The organism is Amycolatopsis sp. A1MSW2902 (assembly GCF_017312175.1).
GTDB classification, from domain to species: Bacteria; Actinomycetota; Actinomycetes; order Mycobacteriales; family Pseudonocardiaceae; genus Amycolatopsis; species Amycolatopsis nivea.
In genome coordinates, this window is the sequence record NZ_QJPO01000001.1 from 7,636,805 (window position 1) to 7,653,459 (window position 16,655).

The following is a 16,655-nucleotide window of genomic DNA, read 5'->3' on the forward strand; positions in this document are numbered from 1 at the left end:
CCTTTCTCAGATTCCCCAGCGCGACGTGCGCGAGGCGCGTTCCAGCCGGGTTTCGCCATCGGCCTCGCGTTCCCGCAAGAAATCAGCGGGGACGGACGGGACTGGCGCGTTCTTCGGATTCTTCGCGGCCTGCGCGACGATCGCGTCGGTGAGCGAGCGGACCATCTCGAGCCGCGGGTAAGCGGCGTGGATCGCCACGCCCTCCTCGTCGGTGACGGCCGAGAGGTACGCGGCGCCGACCGGGCCGCCGAAGTCGACGGAGACCCCGGCGCGGACGAGCACGCACAGCGGGCCGCGGCGTTCCGCGATGCCCGCGGTGGTGTGCAAGGCGATGGCTTGCCAGACCTCGTCGGCGTCCGCGGTGGAAATTCCTTGCTTTGCCAGGAAACCAGCAGCTCGGTCGGCGCCTTCGACCTCGAAGCGTTCCACGTGCGGACCGTCCGGAGCGACGCCGATGTCGTGCATCACGCATGCGGCGAACAGCAGGTCGTCGGCATAGCCGGACACGGCCAGTCGGTCGGCGACCAACCGCGCGAACAGGTAGGAGCGGACGCTGTGGTTGAACACCGACTGCGATTCCACCGGGCGGACGACCTCGAGGACGGCGTCCGCCAGCGGAGTCGCGGGCAGCGCGACCACCGGGTCCGAAAGGAGTTCGGTCATGCCTTCAAGCCTGGCCCGCACCGCTCTGACCTGGTGAGTGGCAAGTTTGCCGTACTTCGATAGAATCTTGCCATGACGGTGCATCGGGTCGCGGTGCTGGCGCTCGACGGGGTCCTTCCGCTGGACCTGGCGATTCCGGCGCAGGTGTTCCAGGTCCGGCCGCAAACGCACTACGAGATGTCGCTGTGCGCGCTCGGTCCGACGGTCGCGACCAGCGCCGGGTTCGAGCTGGCCGCGGAAGGCGGGATCGAGGAGCTGCGCGCGGCGGACACGGTGATCGTGCCGGGGTACGACCCGATCGGCGAGACACCGGAAGCGGCGGTCGAGCTGCTGGCCGAGGCGCGCGATCGGGGACGGCGGGTGGTGTCCATCTGCACCGGTGCGTTCGCGCTGGCCGCCGCGGGCGTGCTGGACGGCCTGCACGCCACGACGCATTGGGAATATATCGACGAATTCGAGCGGGCATACCCCTCGGTCCAGGTCGACCGGGATGTGCTTTACGTCGACGAGGGCGACGTGCTCACCTCAGCGGGCGTCTGTTGCGGCATCGATCTGTGCCTGCACATCGTCCGGCGCGATTTGGGCGCCGCGGTCGCCAATCGGATCGCGCGCGGTCTCGTCGCCGCTCCGCATCGCGAAGGCGGGCAGGCCCAGTACGTGCCCGCGCCGCTCGCGGACGCTGGCGATGCTTCGCTATCGGCCACGCGCGAATGGGCGTTGCAGCGACTGGACGAATCGCTCAGCATCCGCCTGCTGGCCCGGCACGCGGAGATGTCGCAGCGGACCTTCCTGCGCCGGTTCGCCGAGGAAACCGGGACCACGCCGTTGCAGTGGCTGCTCAACGCCCGGCTCGGCAAAGCGCGGGAACTGCTGGAAACCACGGACTATTCGGTGGACCGGGTCGCGCGGGACTGCGGTCTCGGCACTCCGGCCAACCTGCGGCTGCACTTCCGGCGGACCCTCGGGACCACGCCGACGGCCTATCGTCGGGCGTTCACTTCCTGACCCGACCGCTTCGCGTCGGCGGCGGATTTCACCAGCAGCTCCAGCATCGCGGTCTCCGCGCCGACCGGGTCGTGCGCGGCGATGGCGTCGAGCACCCGGCGGTGACTCGGTACCGGATCGTCGGTGGGACCGGCGCTGTGGACGAGTTTGTCCCGCTCCGCCAAGCCGATCGCGATGACGCGTTCGATCTGGAGCAGGAAGTTGTTGTGCGCAGCGGTCAACAGGCCGCGGTGGAACGCGAGATCCGCCTCGACGCTCGCTTCCGGATCCGGCGCGTCGACCATCGCGTCGAGCGCGGATTCAAGCGCGGCAAGGTCTTCGGCGGTCGCACGTTCGGCAGCCATCCGCGCCGCCGCGGGCTCGACCACGGCGCGGACTTCGGCCAATTCGTCCAGCAGACCAACGTTTCCGCGTGCGGTGGTTTGCCAGCGCATGACGTCGGCGTCGAGCAGCTGCCAGCTCTCGCGCGGTTGCACGTAAGTGCCGTGCTTCTGCCGCGCGCCGATCATTCCCTTTGCTGCCAACACCTTCAGCGCTTCCCGCAATGCGGTGAGGCTGATGTCGAGCTCCTCGCGCAGCGCGGGAAGGTCCAGCACCATGCCCTCGGGCCATTCGCCGGACAGAATGCGCGCGGCGAGCGTTTCCACGGTCTGTCCGTGCAGGCCGCGAGGGCGTTGGTCGGTCACCGGAGTGGGAGTACGCACGTCGGGGAGCCGGTCGGATAATTCCGGACTGACGCGTTTCCCAATTCCTTCAACGGGAAAACGGAAACGACATCGTCCTTGAAGGCGGCGGTGTAGCAGGTTCCGTCCGCTACCGCGAAGTTCCACGGGTACGAGCCGCACGGCTGATCGGCCGTCGCGCGCAGCGGGGTCGCGCCGAACGACGTGATGCATTCCGGTCCGCGATTCGACAGGTAAATCCCGGAGTCGAGCACTTCCAGGTGCGCCACCAGGGATTCGCCGCCAGCCGCCGTCGCCGGGGTCGCCGCGACGAACTCGAACGCTCCCGGTGAGGTCTCGCGCATCGTGATCAGCTCGCCGGACAATTCCCCGGCCACGTAAGCGATTCCGTCCTCGCCGCGCACGAGCTGTCGCGGGCCCGTGCCCGGAGGGAGCGACGAGACGGCCAGCGGAGTCAGTTTTCCTTCAGGAGACAACGTGTAGCTGCGGATTTCGTCGGTGCCCAGATCGACGGCGCTCACCACCGAACTGTCCGCCGACGACACGGCCATGTGGACGTGCGGACCTTCCTGCCGGTCGGCGCGCGGTCCGCTTCCGGTGTGCTGCACCAGGTCCGTGCGTCCGTCGATCCGGCCGTCCTCGCGCAGGGCGAACACCGCGAGGCTGCCGCCGCCGTAGTTGGCGCACAACAGAAACCGGCCGTCCGGCGTCACCGCGAGGTGGCACGGGCTGGCCCCGCCGGATTCGACCACGTCGAGCGCGACCAGGCCGTCGGAGACCGAAACGGAGGTGATCTCGCCGTAGCTCGTCTCGTTGGTCGCGTACACCATCGGCAGCGCGGGATGCTGGGTCAGCCAGGTCGGCGACACCATCGGCAACGTCGAATCCGCGGTCAGTTCGTCGCCGGAGCGCCGGAACACCGCGATTCCCGTGCCGTTCCCGCCGGTTTCGGCGGTACGGCAGCCGACGAGTACGACGTCGCTCACGAGCCCTCCCTCACCAACGCGGCCACTCGGGCCCGGATGTCCTCAGCGGATCCACGGGTCAGCGCCGACCCGATCCCGCAGGCGACGGCGCCCGCGTCGAGCCAGCGTGGCACGTCCTCGGGAGCGATTCCACCCGTCGGCACGAGCGGGGCTTGCGGAAGCGCGGCGCGCACGTCCTTGATCCACTGCGGGCCGAGTGCGGACGCGGGGAAAACCTTTACGGCATCAGCACCTTCCTCCATCGCGCGCACGATTTCGGTGACCGAACCGGTGCCGGGCAGCGCCGCGACGCCGTACCGATGAGCGGTACGCAAGACCTCGGTGTGCAGCGACGGGGAGACGAGAAACCGGGCCCCTGCCCGGATCGCGGCCGTCGCGGACGACTCGTCGAGCACCGTGCCTGCCCCGATCGTGGCGTCCGGATAGGCGGTGCTCAGCTCCTCGATCGCGACGAGCGCGCCCGCGTTGGTGAGCGGGACTTCGACCGACTTCAACCCGGCGTCGAGCACTGCCCGCGCGGCGGCGACGGCCGAGGCGGCGTCCGCCGTCCGCACGATTCCGACGACGCCCTGACGCACCGCTTCGCGCGTGATCTCCCACCGGTATCCCATGGCGGCCAGCCTAGCAGGAAAATTATAAATTACTAATTATTCTTGACTGTGGCTCGAGCGCCCCGGCATGCTTGCGAACCATGCGCACTGCCGTGGTGACCGGCGCGGCGTCCGGAATCGGAGCCGCGACCGCCCGTCAACTCGAAGCCGACGGTTACCGGGTGATCGGCGTCGACCTCGCTCCCGTGTCCGGCGGCGTGCGAGGCGACGTGACGGATGACGAGACGTGGCAACGAGTTCTTGATCTGGCGGGCGAAGTCGACGCCGTGGTCAGCAACGCGTACCTGCCGACTTTGGGCCCGCTGCACGAAACCGACCGCGCGCAATGGCAACGGCAGCTCGACGTGAACCTCACCGCGTCGTACCTGGCCGTCCGGACTTGCCTGCCCTCGCTGCGCTCTCGGCGCGGCTCGGTGGTGCTGGTTTCCTCGGTACACGCCCGATTCGGGCTTCCCGGACATCCGGCGTACGCGGCCAGCAAAGGCGCATTGGTGTCTCTGGCGCGGCAATTGGCCGTGGAGTACGCGCCGGAGGTCCGGGTGAATTCGGTGCTTCCCGGTCCGGTCGAGACCGAGGCCTGGGACCGGATCAGCGCGGAAGACCGCGAACGCAGCGCCCGCGCGACACCGGCCGGACGGCTGGGCGACCCGGCCGAAGTCGCCGCGGTGATCGCGTTCCTGCTCTCGCCCGCGGCTTCGTTCGTGACGGGGGCGGACCTGACCGTCGACGGCGGCTGGTCGGCCGCGAAAGACTCTGCTTAGGAGACAAGGTGCAGATCACCGGGATCGAAACGTTCCTCGTCGCGCCGCGCTGGTTGTTCCTCAAGATCAGCACCGACGAGGGCATCGCCGGCTGGGGCGAACCGGTCGTGGAAGGCCGCGCCGGGACCGTGCGCGCGGCCGTGCACGAGCTGGCCGAGCTGCTCGTCGGGAAGGATCCGCTGCGCATCGAGGACCACTGGCAGGTGCTGCGCCGAGGCGGCTTCTACCGCGGCGGCCCGGTGCTCTCCAGCGCGCTCGCCGGGTTCGACCAGGCGCTGTGGGACATCGCGGGCAAGGCCCGGAACGCGCCGGTGCACGAGCTGCTCGGCGGTCCGGTGCGCGACCGCGTGCGGGTGTATTCGTGGGTCGGCGGCGACCGTCCGGCGGGGATTTTCGACGCGGTGTCCGCGCAGGTCGAGCGGGGTTTTACCGCGGTGAAGATGAACGTCGCCGGTCCGCTCGGGCCGATCGCCACGCCCGCCGAGGCTCAGGCGGCGCTGGCCCGCGCGAGGGAGGCCAGGGAAGCGCTCGGACCCGACCGGGACCTGGCGATCGACTTCCACGGCCGCGTCTCGCCCGCGATGGCGCGGCGGCTGGTGAAGATGCTCGAAGAAGTACAGCCGATGTTCGTCGAGGAGCCGGTGCTGCCGGAACTGCCCGCCGACGTGGTGGCGTCGGTGGTCGAGGCCTCGACGGTGCCGATCGCGCTCGGGGAACGGTTGTTCTCGCGCTGGGAGTTCAAACCGATGCTGGACGCGGGCGTCGCCGTCGTGCAGCCGGACCCGTCGCACGCGGGCGGCATCTCGGAACTGCGCCGGATCGCCGCGCTGGCCGAGGTGTACGGCGCGAACCTGGCCCCGCACTGCCCGCTCGGCCCGATCTCGCTGGCCGCCGCGATGCAGGTCGCGTTCGCGACGCCGAACTTCCTCATCCAGGAGCAAAGCCTCGGCATGCACTACCACGACGGCCGCGAGCCGGTCGCTTATCTCGCCGACGACGCGTTGTTCCGCTTCGTCGACGGCTACGCCGCACGCCCGACCGCGCCCGGGCTCGGCATCGAGGTGGACGAGGCCGCGGTGCGCCGCGCCGACGAGACCGGACACGCCTGGCGGTCGCCGGTGTGGCGGCTGCCCGACGGCAGCTTCACGGAGTGGTGAGGTGTCGGCGGTGTCGCTTCCGATCGCGTGCGCGTTCAGGAAGTCGCCGACACCGGCCGGTCGGCGTGGTGGCTGAGACCTCCGCGATACGCGAGCGGTGACGAGCAGGCCGGGTTGGCGATGCCGGTGCAAGACCCGCGTCGACGGCTACGCCGCACGCCCGACCGCGCCCGGCCTCGGCATCGAGGTGGACGAGGCCGCCGTCCGCCGCGCCGACGAGACCGGACACGCCTGGCGGTCGCCGGTGTGGCGGCTGCCCGACGGCAGCTTCACGGAGTGGTGACCGCCCCGCTGACCTGCGCAGGTATCGTGGCCGCGTGACGGACAAGCCCCGCATTCCGAACGTGCTCGCCGCCCGCTACGCCTCGCCTGAGCTGGTGGCGCTCTGGTCGCCCGAACGCAAGGTCGTGCTCGAGCGGCGGCTGTGGCTCGCCGTGCTGCGGGCCCAGGCCGAACTGGGCGTCGAGGTGCCCGACGGCGTCCTCGACGACTACGAGCGCGTGGTCGAGCAGGTCGACCTCGACTCGATCGCCGCGCGCGAACGCGTCACCCGGCACGACGTGAAGGCCCGGATCGAGGAGTTCAACGCCCTCGCCGGGCACGAGCACGTGCACAAGGGCATGACCTCGCGCGACCTCACCGAGAACGTCGAGCAGCTGCAGCAGCTGCGGTCGCTGGAACTGGTCCGCGGCCGCGTCGCCGCGGTGCTGTCCCGGCTGGCCGCGCTGGCTGTCGAGCACTCCGACCTGGTGATGGCCGGCCGCTCGCACAACGTCGCCGCGCAGGCGACCACCCTCGGCAAGCGCTTCGCGACCGCCGCCGACGAGCTGCTCGTCGCGTTCTCCCGGCTGGACAACCTGATCGAGCGCTATCCGCTGCGCGGCATCAAGGGTCCGGTCGGCACCGCGCAGGACATGCTCGACCTGCTCGGCGACGAGTCCACTTTGGACCAGCTGGAATCCCGGATCGCCGAGCACCTCGGCTTCGGCAACCGGTTCGTCAGCGTCGGCCAGGTGTACCCGCGTTCGCTCGATTTCGACGTGCTGTCCACTGTGGTCCAGCTCGCCGCCGCGCCGTCCAGCCTCGCCAAGACGATCCGGCTGATGGCCGGGCACGAGCTGGTCACCGAGGGCTTCAAGCCGGGCCAGGTCGGGTCGTCGGCCATGCCGCACAAGATGAACACCCGCTCGTGCGAGCGCGTGAACGGGCTCGCCGTGGTGCTGCGCGGCTACCTGTCGATGATCGGCGAACTGGCAGGCGACCAGTGGAACGAGGGCGACGTCTCGGATTCCGTGGTGCGCCGCGTCGCGCTGCCGGACGCGTTCTTCGCGCTCGACGGCCTGCTCGAAACCTTCCTCACCGTGCTCGGCGAGTTCGGCGCGTTCCCGGCCGTGGTCGAGCGTGAGCTTGATCGCTATCTCCCGTTCCTCGCGACCACCAAGGTGCTCATGGCGTCGGTGCGCCGGGGCGTCGGGCGTGAGACGGCTCACGAGGCCATCAAGGAGAACGCCGTCGGGGTCGCTCTCGCGATGCGCGAACGCGGCGCGGAGAACGACCTCCTCGACCGGCTCGCGGCCGACGAACGCCTCCCGCTCGACCGCGCTGACCTGGACGAACTCCTCGCCGACCGGATCTCGTTCACCGGCGTGGCCCCGCGTCAGGTCGAAGAAGTCGCGGCGCGCGTCGAGGACGTGCTCAAGCGGTTCCCGGACGCCGCGGCGTACGCGCCGCAGCCGATTCTGTGAGTGCGCGCACGTCGTCCACGTGCTGAGACGGCATTACTCGATCGGGCGAAGCTTTTAGTCTTCGTGCCGAACCCGGAAGCGCCAGGCCGCCGCCCCGCGGCCTGGCGCTTCTTGTCTGCGCACGCCGGATATTCAGGAAGAAGTCATGAGAAAGATCCTCAGCACGCTCGCCGTCGTAGTCGCCGCCACCGCGGGCCTCACGGCGTGCGGATCCTCGGACGCTTCCGGGGAAACCCTGCGCGTCGGCACCCTCACCGACGCCCCGCCCAGCATCTACCTCGAAAACGGCCAGTTCACCGGCTACGACAACGAACTGCTGCGGGACATCGCCAAGCGCGAGGGCTTCCAGGTCGAGTTCGTCGGCACCGAGTTCTCCGGCCTGCTCGCCAAGGTTGCCGGCGGCCAGCTCGACATCGGCAGCTCGACGATCTCCGCGACCGCCGCGCGCAAGAAGACGGTGGCGTTCAGCAACGGCTACGACACCAGCTACACCACCGTCGTCAGCAAGAAGGGCGCCGCGCTGCCCGCCGCGAACTCGTTCGCCGGCAAGCGGGTCGGCGTCGTGCAGGGTTCGGTGCAGGACGAGTTCGCGGGCAAGCTTGCCGGTGCGCAGGTCGTCCGGTTCCCGGACTACAACGCCGGTTTCGCGCAGCTGAAGACCGGCGGTCTCGACGGCTGGGTCGTGCCGAAGGACATCGGCCAGAAGTACATCGACCAGAACCCGGCGATTCCGCTCGAATTCGGCTACACCGTCGCGGACAAGGACACCCCGTCCGCCTTCGCGGTCGCCAAGTCGAATACTGAGCTGCTGAAGAAGATCAACGACGGTCTCGCCAAGGCGATCGCCGACGGCACCGCGGCCCGGCTGCACGCGCAGTTCTTCAAGCAGGCGCCGGTCGCGAAGGAGCTGGAGAAGGGCGGCCCCGGCCTCCCGGTGGCGAACTCCTGATGCCCGGGCACACTGGTGGCATGAAGAAACTGATCGTCACCGCCTTCGCGGCGGCACTGGTCGCCGGTCTCACCGCGTGCGGTGGCGACGCGGGCGAGACCCTGCGAGTCGGCACGCTGAGCGATTCCCGGCCCAACGCCTACCAGGAGAACGGCCAATTCACCGGCTTCGACAACGAGCTGCTGAAGGATATCGCCGCGAAAGAAGGCCTGAAGCTGGAATTCGTAGCGACCGATTTCTCGGCGCTGCTCGGCAGCGTCGCGAACGGCCGGTTCGACATCGGCAGTTCGGCGATCGCGCAGACCGACGAGCGCAAGAAGACGGTGGCGTTCAGCGATCCGTACAACTACCAGTCGCTCGGCATCGAGGCGAAGGCGACCGCGGGCATCTCCGACGAGAATTCGTTGACCGGCAAGCGGATCGGCGTGGTGCAGGGCACGGTGTCGGACACCTGGCTCGCCGCGAACGCGCCGAAGGCGCAGGCGGTCCGGTTCCCGAACGATGCGGCGGCGCTGAGCGCGCTGAAGTCGGCGGCGATCGACGGCGCGGTGTTCGACCAGGTGTCCGCGGAGGATTACGCGAGCAAGAACCCCGAACTGAAGGTCACGAAGGCGATCACGACCAGCATCCCGCACGGATACGCGGTGCGGAAGGGCAACACCGAGCTGCTGGGCAAGCTGAACGACGGCATCAAGAAGGCCGTCGCGGACGGCACCTGGGCGAAGGTGCACCAGCAGTTCGAGCCGAGCATTCCGGTTCCCGCGGATTTCAAGACGAAGTAGCCTGATGGATCAGTTTTTCGACACTTTCCTCAACTGGCAGTACATCTGGGAGGTTTTCCCGGACCTGCTCAAGACCGGCCTGCTGAACACCCTGATCCTGTCGGTGGCGGCGGCTATTATCGGGACCCTGCTCGGCATGGTGCTCGCGGTGATGGGCCTGTCCACCAAACGCTGGCTGCGCTGGCCCGCGCGGGTGTACACGGACATTTTCCGTGGCCTGCCCGCGATCCTGACGATCCTCGTGATCGGTCAGGGCGTCGGCCTGCTCGCTCGCGGCCTGGTGGGCAACAACCCGTACCCGCTGGGCATCGCCGCGCTGAGCCTGATCGCCGCCGCGTACATCGGCGAGATCTTCCGGGCGGGCATCCAGAGCGTCGACAAGGGACAGCTGGAGGCGAGCCGCGCGCTCGGCATGAGCTACACCAAGGCGATGCTGCTGGTGGTGATCCCGCAGGGCGTGCGGCGCGTGCTGCCCGCGCTGGTGAATCAGTTCATCGCGCTGGTGAAGGACTCGACCCTGGTTTACTTCCTCGGTTTCCTTACCTCGCAACGGGAACTGTTCCGCATCGGCCAGGACCTGGCGGCCAACACCGGCAACCTGTCGCCCTTGGTCGCGGCGGGCGTGGTCTACCTGGTGATCACGGTTCCGTTGACGCACCTGGTGAACTACATCGACAAGCGGCTGCAGACCGGTCGAAAGGTGACCACGGAGACCAAGGAAATGATCGCGGGCGGGACGGTATGAGTACAGCGATTCGTTCGTCCTCGGTGGAACTGAAGGACATCCACGTCCGATTCGGGACGCTGGAAGTCCTGCGCGGGGTGAACCTGAAGGTGCCGAGCGGCAGCACCACGTGCGTCATCGGCCCGTCCGGTTCTGGGAAATCGACTCTGCTGCGCTGTGTGAACCGCTTGCAGGAGCCGGACAGCGGCGACCTGCTGCTGGACGGGGAAAGCGTCATCTCCTCGGATCCCGATGCGCTGCGCCAGCGGGTGGGGATGGTGTTCCAGCACTTCAACCTGTTCGGACATCGTTCGGTGCTGGACAACATCGTGCTCCCCCTGCGCAGCGTGCGCGGTCTGTCCAAAGAGGACGCCGTGGAAGTCGCCCGAGCGCGACTGGCGGAAGTCGGGCTCGCGGACAAAGCCCCGTACCGCCCGGCCGCGTTGTCCGGAGGCCAGCAACAGCGCGTGGCGATCGCCCGTGCGCTGGCGATGGAACCGGAAGTGATGCTCTTCGACGAGGCGACGAGTGCGCTGGACCCGGAGTTGGTGAAGGGCGTCCTGGACCTGATGGCTGGGCTGGCTTCGCGGGGCCTCACGTTGATCGTGGTGACGCACGAGATGGGCTTCGCCCGCAGCGTGGCCGACGAGGTCGCGTTCATGGACGCTGGGCGGATCGTGGAGCAGGGGACGCCGCAGCAGATGTTCGAGGCACCGGCTAGTCCTCGGTTGCAGCAGTTCTTGTCGCAGGTGTTGTGACGGGACGGCCGTCCTCGCAGACGCTGTCGCTAGTCCGCGTGGCTTCCCGGGAGTCCTGGAGCCGCCGGGCCAGCGACGGTGCTACTCGCTGCACTGCCTGGTCGATCGGCAACAGATGGACGGCCCGGATCTCCGGATCGGTGAGGGTCAGCCGGGCGGCTTCCGAGGTGGAGATCCGCCCGCCGTCGAAGATGAACGCGAGCCCTTCCGGCATCCGGCCGTTTCTCGGCTTGTTCCCGACGCGCGGTGCGCCACGGCGGCTCGCCAGCGTCGCACACTCCGCCGGGTATGTCCCAGCTGTCCTTATCGGACGGCTCGACGAGCAGGACGCGTCCGGTTTCGTCGCGGAGCAGGGTGCCTGCCGACATCCGCGTACCGGCGCAGCGGCGGTCCGTGCGGGATCGTGCGCGCCCCAGTCCCCGCCTGACCACCAGGTACCGTGAACCCCATGGGGACGATCTCTCGGCTCACGTATTACCCGGTCAAAGGCTGTGCCGGCACGACCGTCCAGTCCGCCGACGTGACCCCGGCCGGTCTCGCGCACGACCGCGAGTTCATCGTCACCGCGGCTGACGGCGACTTCCGCAGCCAGCGCCGCTTCCCCGTCATGGCCGCCATCCGGCCGCGCCTCCTGGACGGCGGTGCCCGCCTCGCCCTGTCCGCGCCCGGCGTCGAGGACCTGACCATCGAGGTCCAGAAGGACGGCCGACGGCACCCCGCGGCCACCTTCAACTGGACCGGCGAGGGCGTCCACCAGGGTGCCGACGCCGCGGAGTGGTTCTCCACCGTGGTGGGTCAGCCGTCCGTGCTGCTCGGCGTCACTCCGGAGCATGACCGCGTCACGAGCGGTGAGACCCCCGGCACCGCGCGGTTCGCCGACGGGCACGCGATCCTCGTGATCTCCGAGTCCTCTTTGGACCACCTGAACGAACGGATCGCCGAGCGCGGCGGCGAACCGGTGCCGATGGACCGGTTCCGGCCCAACCTCGTGATCCGCGGCTGGGCGGAACCGCACGCCGAGGATTCGGTGCGCCGGATGGAAGCCGGCGGGGCCGAGTTCGCCTACGCGAAACTGTGCGTGCGCTGCGCGGTGCCGATGGTCGATCAGGAAACCGGCAAGCGCTCCGGCCCGGAGCCGATCCGCTCGCTGGCGGCGTACCACCGCGACCCGGACGGCGGCGTCCTCTTCGGCATGAAGGCGGCGGTGACCCGGCCCGGTCAGCTGGCGGTCGGCGACGCGGTGATGGTGCATTCCTCGGTCGGCCCGATCCGCAGCACCGAAGCCGCCGAACCGCCGTTGACCGCGACGGCCAGCTTGCCCGCCGAGTCGGTGTAGACGAGGTTCGCGCCGCGCGGCACGTCGGCGAAGGTCCGGCCGATCGTGGCGGACACCGCGACGTGCTCGCTGTGCACAGTCACCTCACCGGTCAAGCCGGTTAGTTCGAGGTCGGCGGGGGCGGCGGCGAGCTGGACGTTGCCGAAGTGGTCGACGGTCAGCACGTCCGACACGAGCTTGCCCGGAAACGCCGCGATCAGCGGCTCTGGCAGGCGCACCAGGTCGCGGATGGCGGGGCCGAAAGAGCCAGGGTGTGCACCGAGAGCGAGCTTCGCCGCGACAGGGGCGAAGATGTCTCGGCCGTGAAAGGTCGCGGACGTCGGCGTGCGCACGTCGATCACGTACGCCGCGTACACGCCGCCTAGCGCCTCTGCGGCGGGTAGAAGCAGACCGTTGTCCGGGCCGACGAGGATGCCGTGCGTCGCGACCACCACGATGCCGCGGCGCTCAGTGCCGACGCCTGGGTCGACGACAGCGAGGTGTACGGCCTTAGGCAGCGATGGCACGGTCTGCGCGAGCACTGCCGCGCCTGAGCGCACCTGCTGCGGCGGGACGAGGTGCGTCACGTCGAGAACGCGTACGTCGGGCGCGATGCCCGCGATGACCCCGTGGCAGGCGGCCACGAAGCCGTCGTGCAGCCCGTAGTCGGAGGTGAACGAAATCCAGCGGTAGGCCATGACCTGCATCATCCTCGCTGTAGCGGTGCTCGGGTTAGGGTGCAGCAGTGACGACGCTCGCCGATTACCCGAAGATCGCCGCCGGAAAAGTCCGGGACCTGTACGCGGTCGGGGACGACCACCTGCTGCTGGTCACCTCGGACCGCATCTCCGCTTACGACTTCATCCTGGACACGCCCATCCCCGACAAGGGCCGCGTGCTCACGGCGATGAGCGTGTTCTGGTTCGAGCAGCTGTCGGACCTGATCCCGAACCACCTTGTCGCGTACGACGACCCGCGCATCCCCGCTGAGGTACGCGGGCGCGCGCTGCTCGTACGCCGTCTCGACATGCTTCCGGTCGAAGCTGTCGCGCGCGGGTACCTCACGGGGTCCGGCTACTCGGACTATCAGCGTACGGGCGCAGTGTGCGGCGTAGAGCTGCCTGAAGGGCTCGTGGAGGCATCGAAGCTGCCGTCGCCGATCTTCACGCCCGCGACGAAGGCGGCGTTCGGCGAGCACGACGAGAACGTTTCGTTCGACGCAGTGGTCGCGACTATCGGCGCGAAGCGCGCGGAGGAGCTACGCGAGGCGACGCTCGCGGTGTACCGCCGTGGCGCGGAAGTGGCGGCGAAGCGCGGAATCCTGCTGGCGGACACGAAGTTCGAGTTCGGAGTGGACGAGACGGGCGCGCTGGTGCTGGCGGACGAAGTGCTGACGCCGGATTCGTCGCGGTACTGGCCGGCGGAGGGGTACGAGCCGGGAAGGGTGCAGCCGTCGTTCGACAAGCAGTACGTGCGCAATTGGCTGACGGGGCCGGAGTCGGGTTGGGAGAGGGCGTCGAACGTACAGCCGCCGCCGTTGCCGAGTGAAGTGGTGGAGGCGACGAGGGGAAGGTACGTGGAGGCGTACGAGAGGCTGACGGGGTTGTCGCTGGAGGACTGGCTGTAGGCCGAGGAAGCAGCAGAGGGCCCAGGGAGAGAACCCCGAAAACTGTCGGCACCCCCTGACACACTGCAACCATGACCACACCGTACGCAACACCGCGCGCGAGGGCATTGGGCCTGGAGTTACGCGCGGCGCGGGAGAGAAGAAGACTGGGTGTAAGAGAGTTGGCCCGGTTGCTGGGGATGACGCCTGGTTTCGTGACGAACTGGGAAAGAGGACTGCGGCTGCCGAAGCCTGAGGACATCGGAGCGGTACTGGCGCACTGCAGGGTGATCGGGCCGGATCGCAGGCGAATAGTGGAGATGGCGCGAGGAGCGCGAGAGCAGGACTGGATAGACGGCGGCGGAGAAGAGCCGTACCTGGAGTGGGAACGCACGGCGGAGGCAGTGTTCGGCTGGGAGCCGGAAGTGGTGCCGCCGCTGTTGCAGACGAGCGGGTACGCACGAGCGCTGTTGTCGAGCACTGCGGGCGTTGCGGCGGACGAAGTGGACGCGCGCGTAGCCGAGAGACTGTCGCGGCGCGCGGTGCTCGATTCGGGCACGCGGTGTGTGCTGGTGCTGGGGGAAAAGGCGCTGCACAAGAGGATCGGCGACGCGGACGCGATGGCGGAGCAGCTGTGGCATCTGCGCGAACGGTTGGCGGAAGGCAAGGCCGAGGTGCGAGTGGTCCCGGCGGACCGCCGTCCCGATCTGGGCAGGGCGTTCACGATTTTTGATTTCGCGGACCTGCCCTCGATCGTCCACGAACGGTTGCTGCGGGAAAGCGCCAGCAGCTCAAGTCCGGCGCGGGTGGCGAAATACCGCGAGGTGGCGGAAACGCTGCTGGAGCTGGTCCTGCCGAAACCCGAGACGGACGCCCTGCTGGAGTCGGCGCTACGGAAATTGTCGGTGCCGTAGGGCAGAGTGGGTGCCGGTGAAAGGAGCGGCATGAGCCGAGCTTTGGTGTTGGGCGGCGGTGGCGTCGCCGGGATCGCGTGGGCGACCGGATTGCTGACCGGGCTGGCGGAAGCGAGCCAGGACGTAACCGATGCCGACGTGCTGATCGGCACGTCAGCAGGCGCGGCGGTGGCGGCGCAGCTGGGCAGCGGATTGCCGCTGCCGCAGTTGTACGCGCGGCAAACCGATCCGGCCTTGCAAGCGGCGGAGATCGCGGCCGAGTTCGACCTGGAAAAGTTCGGCGAGGAATTCGCCGCGGTGCTGGCAGACGGCGGCACCGCGGCGGAAACCCGCCGGGCGATGGGAAAGTATGCGCTGGCCGCAGAAACCGTCCCGGAACCGCGACGCCGCGCGGTGATCGAATCCCGCCTGCCGTCCCACGAGTGGCCCGAGCGCGCGGTGAAAATCGTTGCGGTGGAAGCGGAAACCGGTGAACCGGCGGTGTTCGACAGCTCGTCCGGCGTCTCGCTAGTCGCCGCGGTGGCGGCAAGCTGCGCAGTGCCCGGCATCTGGCCAGCAGTACCGATCAACGGCGGTTGGTACGTCGACGGCGGCGTCCGCTCCGCCTCGAATGCCGACTACGCAACAGGTTTCGCCCAGGTGACAGTGGTCGTCCCGATGGGCGCGGCGGAGCCGTTCCCGACGGAGCGGCCGTTCGACCAGGTACTGGTGGACCTGCGCTCGGCAGGAGCGAAGGTAGCGGTCTTGGAACCAGACGAGGCTTCCGTCGCGGCGATCGGCCCGAACCCGCTGGACCCGGCAACCCGATCCGCAGCCGCGGCGGCTGGGTTGGCACAGGGACAACGGGGAGGGGTGGTGTGGGAGTGAGGCCACTCCGCCACGCGACAGCTGGCTGCTGACCTCGGCAAGCCGCTTCCCGGCCCAGGCCGGTTGCTGCCGGTTGAGAGGTGGGGCGGAGCCTGAGCTGCGCTGGCTCTCGGCGGTCCGCCGGTTTTGGCGCGGGTTGGTTTGCGGCGCGTTTGCGACGGGCGCGGCGCCCTGGCCTGCGGACCGCCAATTCCGGTCTGGGCTGGTCGCGGCCAGGTCCCGGTCGGCGCGGAGGCCGCATTGGGCTGACTTTTGTCAAGCCCTGCCATCGTCGGCGCGGACTTGTCGGCTTCGAGCCCTCCGGAGTCCGCACTCCGCAAGGGTGAGCCGATTCGTCATTAATCGTTCACCACCCACGCCGACCGGTGCAGGGTAGCGATTGCGTTCGCGCGGTAGCAGTGGGTGAAAGTCAGGCACGCTCCAAAAAAGCCAACCCCGCGGACGCCCCCGTCCTGGCACACTGGGGTTCGTGCTTCTGCTCATCAGCGGCAGCCTGCGGGCCGGTTCGGTCAATGCGGCTGTCATCGCTACCGCGGCTGGTTTTACGGCGTCCACTGTGTACGGTGGTCTCTCTGGGCTGCCGCATTTCAATCCGGACTTTGACCGGGATCCGTTGCCTGGCGAGGTCGTCGCGTTGCGGGAGGCGATCGGGGCGGCGGACGGTGTCCTGTTTTGCACCCCGGAGTACGCCGGTGGCCTGCCGGGTTCCTTCAAGAATTTGCTCGACTGGACGATCGGCGGCGGGGAGATGTACGGCAAACCGGTCGCGTGGATCAACGCGTCTTCGGTCGCCGCGCCCACTGGGGGTGCGGACGCGCATGACTCTCTCCGCAAGACCCTCACCTACGCGGGCACTCGCATCGTCGACGATGCGTGTGCTCGGATTCCGATTCCCCGCCAAGCTGTCGAGAACGGTGCCCTCATCGATCCTGACCTGCGGGGGCGGGTCGCGGTCGCGGTGCGGCGGCTCGTGGAGGCGGCCAAACCGGTCAATCCGTGAGTCGCTGAGCCCAGTCGAGGAAACTGTCCCGTTCGGCGCCGGTCAGTACCGCAGCGGGCGGGGTGTTCGGGAGGGCTAGCACTACGGCGTCTTTCGGCAGGTCGCGGACCTGTTCTTCGGCAAGGGAAG

The 16,655-nt window shown here is 68.8% G+C and carries 20 protein-coding genes and 1 pseudogene; 14 read left to right on the top strand and 7 right to left on the bottom strand.

Annotated features, from left to right (window positions below; all coding sequences use genetic code 11):
• Positions 1-6: 6 nt before the first annotated feature.
• Positions 7-663, bottom strand: coding sequence for an HD domain-containing protein (locus DMP23_RS35595; protein WP_337823660.1), 657 nt, complete (start codon positions 661-663; stop codon positions 7-9).
• 72 nt (positions 664-735) lie between these two features.
• Between DMP23_RS35595 and DMP23_RS35600 the strand changes: the two genes are divergently transcribed.
• Positions 736-1,668 (top strand): GlxA family transcriptional regulator, encoded by a 933-nt coding sequence (locus DMP23_RS35600; protein WP_337823661.1) that lies wholly within the window; start codon positions 736-738, stop codon positions 1,666-1,668.
• Here DMP23_RS35600 and DMP23_RS35605 read toward each other — a convergent pair.
• From DMP23_RS35605 to DMP23_RS35615, 3 genes are read right to left on the bottom strand one after another with little or no spacing between them, the layout of a single operon-like run.
• Entirely contained in the window at positions 1,644-2,354 is a 711-nt protein-coding gene (locus DMP23_RS35605; protein WP_337823662.1) for a FadR/GntR family transcriptional regulator, read from the bottom strand. The genes DMP23_RS35600 and DMP23_RS35605 overlap by 25 nt on opposite strands.
• On the bottom strand, positions 2,351-3,337 hold the full coding sequence (locus tag DMP23_RS35610) for a lactonase family protein (protein ID WP_337823663.1): 987 nt from the start codon (positions 3,335-3,337) through the stop codon (positions 2,351-2,353). Before DMP23_RS35610 ends, DMP23_RS35605 begins: the two co-directional genes overlap by 4 nt.
• The gene (locus DMP23_RS35615; protein WP_337823664.1) at positions 3,334-3,948 is read right to left on the bottom strand and encodes a bifunctional 4-hydroxy-2-oxoglutarate aldolase/2-dehydro-3-deoxy-phosphogluconate aldolase; all 615 of its coding nucleotides are present in this window, start codon (positions 3,946-3,948) and stop codon (positions 3,334-3,336) included. Before DMP23_RS35615 ends, DMP23_RS35610 begins: the two co-directional genes overlap by 4 nt.
• Before the next feature lie 80 nt (positions 3,949-4,028).
• Between DMP23_RS35615 and DMP23_RS35620 the strand changes: the two genes are divergently transcribed.
• The 8 genes from DMP23_RS35620 to DMP23_RS35655 all read left to right on the top strand — a co-directional run bounded on the left by DMP23_RS35620 (position 4,029) and on the right by DMP23_RS35655 (position 10,824).
• A complete protein-coding gene (locus tag DMP23_RS35620; RefSeq protein ID WP_337823665.1) occupies positions 4,029-4,709 on the top strand; it encodes an SDR family NAD(P)-dependent oxidoreductase in 681 nt (226 codons plus the stop codon).
• 8 nt (positions 4,710-4,717) lie between these two features.
• Positions 4,718-5,866, top strand: a complete 1,149-nt coding sequence (dgoD, locus tag DMP23_RS35625) for a galactonate dehydratase (RefSeq protein WP_337823666.1) — start codon at positions 4,718-4,720, stop codon at positions 5,864-5,866.
• 97 nt (positions 5,867-5,963) lie between these two features.
• Positions 5,964-6,149, top strand: a complete 186-nt coding sequence (locus DMP23_RS35630) for a hypothetical protein (RefSeq protein WP_443111309.1) — start codon at positions 5,964-5,966, stop codon at positions 6,147-6,149.
• Positions 6,150-6,183: 34 nt separating this feature from the next.
• Positions 6,184-7,611 carry an adenylosuccinate lyase gene (gene purB / locus DMP23_RS35635; RefSeq protein ID WP_043834707.1) on the top strand — a complete coding sequence of 476 codons (1,428 nt, stop codon included), beginning with the start codon at positions 6,184-6,186 and terminating at the stop codon, positions 7,609-7,611.
• 145 nt (positions 7,612-7,756) lie between these two features.
• Positions 7,757-8,560, top strand: coding sequence for a substrate-binding periplasmic protein (locus DMP23_RS35640; protein ID WP_337823667.1), 804 nt, complete (start codon positions 7,757-7,759; stop codon positions 8,558-8,560).
• Positions 8,561-8,580: 20 nt separating this feature from the next.
• Entirely contained in the window at positions 8,581-9,342 is a 762-nt protein-coding gene (locus DMP23_RS35645; protein WP_037808728.1) for an ABC transporter substrate-binding protein, read from the top strand.
• 4 nt (positions 9,343-9,346) lie between these two features.
• Positions 9,347-10,087, top strand: coding sequence for an amino acid ABC transporter permease (locus tag DMP23_RS35650; protein ID WP_037808725.1), 741 nt, complete (start codon positions 9,347-9,349; stop codon positions 10,085-10,087).
• Positions 10,084-10,824, top strand: a complete 741-nt coding sequence (locus DMP23_RS35655) for an amino acid ABC transporter ATP-binding protein (protein ID WP_037808724.1) — start codon at positions 10,084-10,086, stop codon at positions 10,822-10,824. Before DMP23_RS35650 ends, DMP23_RS35655 begins: the two co-directional genes overlap by 4 nt.
• On the opposite strand, the gene DMP23_RS35660 is transcribed toward DMP23_RS35655, so the two are convergent.
• Both DMP23_RS35660 and DMP23_RS35665 read right to left on the bottom strand, forming a co-directional pair.
• Positions 10,784-11,038, bottom strand: coding sequence for a hypothetical protein (locus DMP23_RS35660; RefSeq protein WP_337824519.1), 255 nt, complete (start codon positions 11,036-11,038; stop codon positions 10,784-10,786). The two genes, DMP23_RS35655 and DMP23_RS35660, sit on opposite strands and share 41 nt — an antisense overlap.
• 70 nt (positions 11,039-11,108) lie before the next feature.
• Positions 11,109-11,192: pseudogene (locus DMP23_RS35665) on the bottom strand (NUDIX domain-containing protein); the annotation flags it as partial.
• An 80-nt stretch (positions 11,193-11,272) separates the two neighbouring features.
• On the opposite strand from DMP23_RS35665, the gene DMP23_RS35670 reads away from it, so the two are divergent.
• A complete protein-coding gene (locus tag DMP23_RS35670; protein ID WP_238603837.1) occupies positions 11,273-12,160 on the top strand; it encodes an MOSC domain-containing protein in 888 nt (295 codons plus the stop codon).
• Here DMP23_RS35670 and DMP23_RS35675 read toward each other — a convergent pair.
• Complete coding sequence (locus tag DMP23_RS35675) at positions 12,043-12,837, bottom strand: SAM hydrolase/SAM-dependent halogenase family protein (RefSeq protein ID WP_081684958.1); 795 nt, start codon at positions 12,835-12,837, stop codon at positions 12,043-12,045. The two genes, DMP23_RS35670 and DMP23_RS35675, sit on opposite strands and share 118 nt — an antisense overlap.
• A gap of 47 nt (positions 12,838-12,884) precedes the next feature.
• Here DMP23_RS35675 and DMP23_RS35680 point away from each other — a divergent pair, with 47 nt between their 5' ends.
• From DMP23_RS35680 to DMP23_RS35695, 4 genes are all read left to right on the top strand, one after another.
• Positions 12,885-13,766: a phosphoribosylaminoimidazolesuccinocarboxamide synthase gene (locus tag DMP23_RS35680; protein WP_037808718.1), complete on the top strand. Its 882-nt coding sequence runs from the start codon at positions 12,885-12,887 to the stop codon at positions 13,764-13,766.
• Positions 13,767-13,837: 71 nt separating this feature from the next.
• Positions 13,838-14,659: a helix-turn-helix domain-containing protein gene (locus tag DMP23_RS35685; RefSeq protein ID WP_337823668.1), complete on the top strand. Its 822-nt coding sequence runs from the start codon at positions 13,838-13,840 to the stop codon at positions 14,657-14,659.
• Between the two features lie 30 nt (positions 14,660-14,689).
• Complete coding sequence (locus tag DMP23_RS35690) at positions 14,690-15,526, top strand: patatin-like phospholipase family protein (protein ID WP_337823669.1); 837 nt, start codon at positions 14,690-14,692, stop codon at positions 15,524-15,526.
• A gap of 475 nt (positions 15,527-16,001) precedes the next feature.
• Positions 16,002-16,526: an NADPH-dependent FMN reductase gene (locus DMP23_RS35695; protein WP_443111365.1), complete on the top strand. Its 525-nt coding sequence runs from the start codon at positions 16,002-16,004 to the stop codon at positions 16,524-16,526.
• Positions 16,527-16,655: the final 129 nt, after the last annotated feature.

Coding starts and splice junctions, on each gene's coding strand:
- DMP23_RS35595 (WP_337823660.1), bottom strand. CDS start 663: ATGACCGAACTCCTTTCGGACCCGGTGGTCGCGCTGCCCGCGACTCCG.
- DMP23_RS35600 (WP_337823661.1), top strand. CDS start 736: ATGACGGTGCATCGGGTCGCGGTGCTGGCGCTCGACGGGGTCCTTCCG.
- DMP23_RS35615 (WP_337823664.1), bottom strand. CDS start 3,948: ATGGGATACCGGTGGGAGATCACGCGCGAAGCGGTGCGTCAGGGCGTC.
- DMP23_RS35620 (WP_337823665.1), top strand. CDS start 4,029: ATGCGCACTGCCGTGGTGACCGGCGCGGCGTCCGGAATCGGAGCCGCG.
- DMP23_RS35640 (WP_337823667.1), top strand. CDS start 7,757: ATGAGAAAGATCCTCAGCACGCTCGCCGTCGTAGTCGCCGCCACCGCG.
- DMP23_RS35645 (WP_037808728.1), top strand. CDS start 8,581: ATGAAGAAACTGATCGTCACCGCCTTCGCGGCGGCACTGGTCGCCGGT.
- DMP23_RS35650 (WP_037808725.1), top strand. CDS start 9,347: ATGGATCAGTTTTTCGACACTTTCCTCAACTGGCAGTACATCTGGGAG.
- DMP23_RS35655 (WP_037808724.1), top strand. CDS start 10,084: ATGAGTACAGCGATTCGTTCGTCCTCGGTGGAACTGAAGGACATCCAC.
- DMP23_RS35660 (WP_337824519.1), bottom strand. CDS start 11,038: ATGCCGGAAGGGCTCGCGTTCATCTTCGACGGCGGGCGGATCTCCACC.
- DMP23_RS35670 (WP_238603837.1), top strand. CDS start 11,273: ATGGGGACGATCTCTCGGCTCACGTATTACCCGGTCAAAGGCTGTGCC.
- DMP23_RS35675 (WP_081684958.1), bottom strand. CDS start 12,837: ATGGCCTACCGCTGGATTTCGTTCACCTCCGACTACGGGCTGCACGAC.
- DMP23_RS35685 (WP_337823668.1), top strand. CDS start 13,838: ATGACCACACCGTACGCAACACCGCGCGCGAGGGCATTGGGCCTGGAG.
- DMP23_RS35690 (WP_337823669.1), top strand. CDS start 14,690: ATGAGCCGAGCTTTGGTGTTGGGCGGCGGTGGCGTCGCCGGGATCGCG.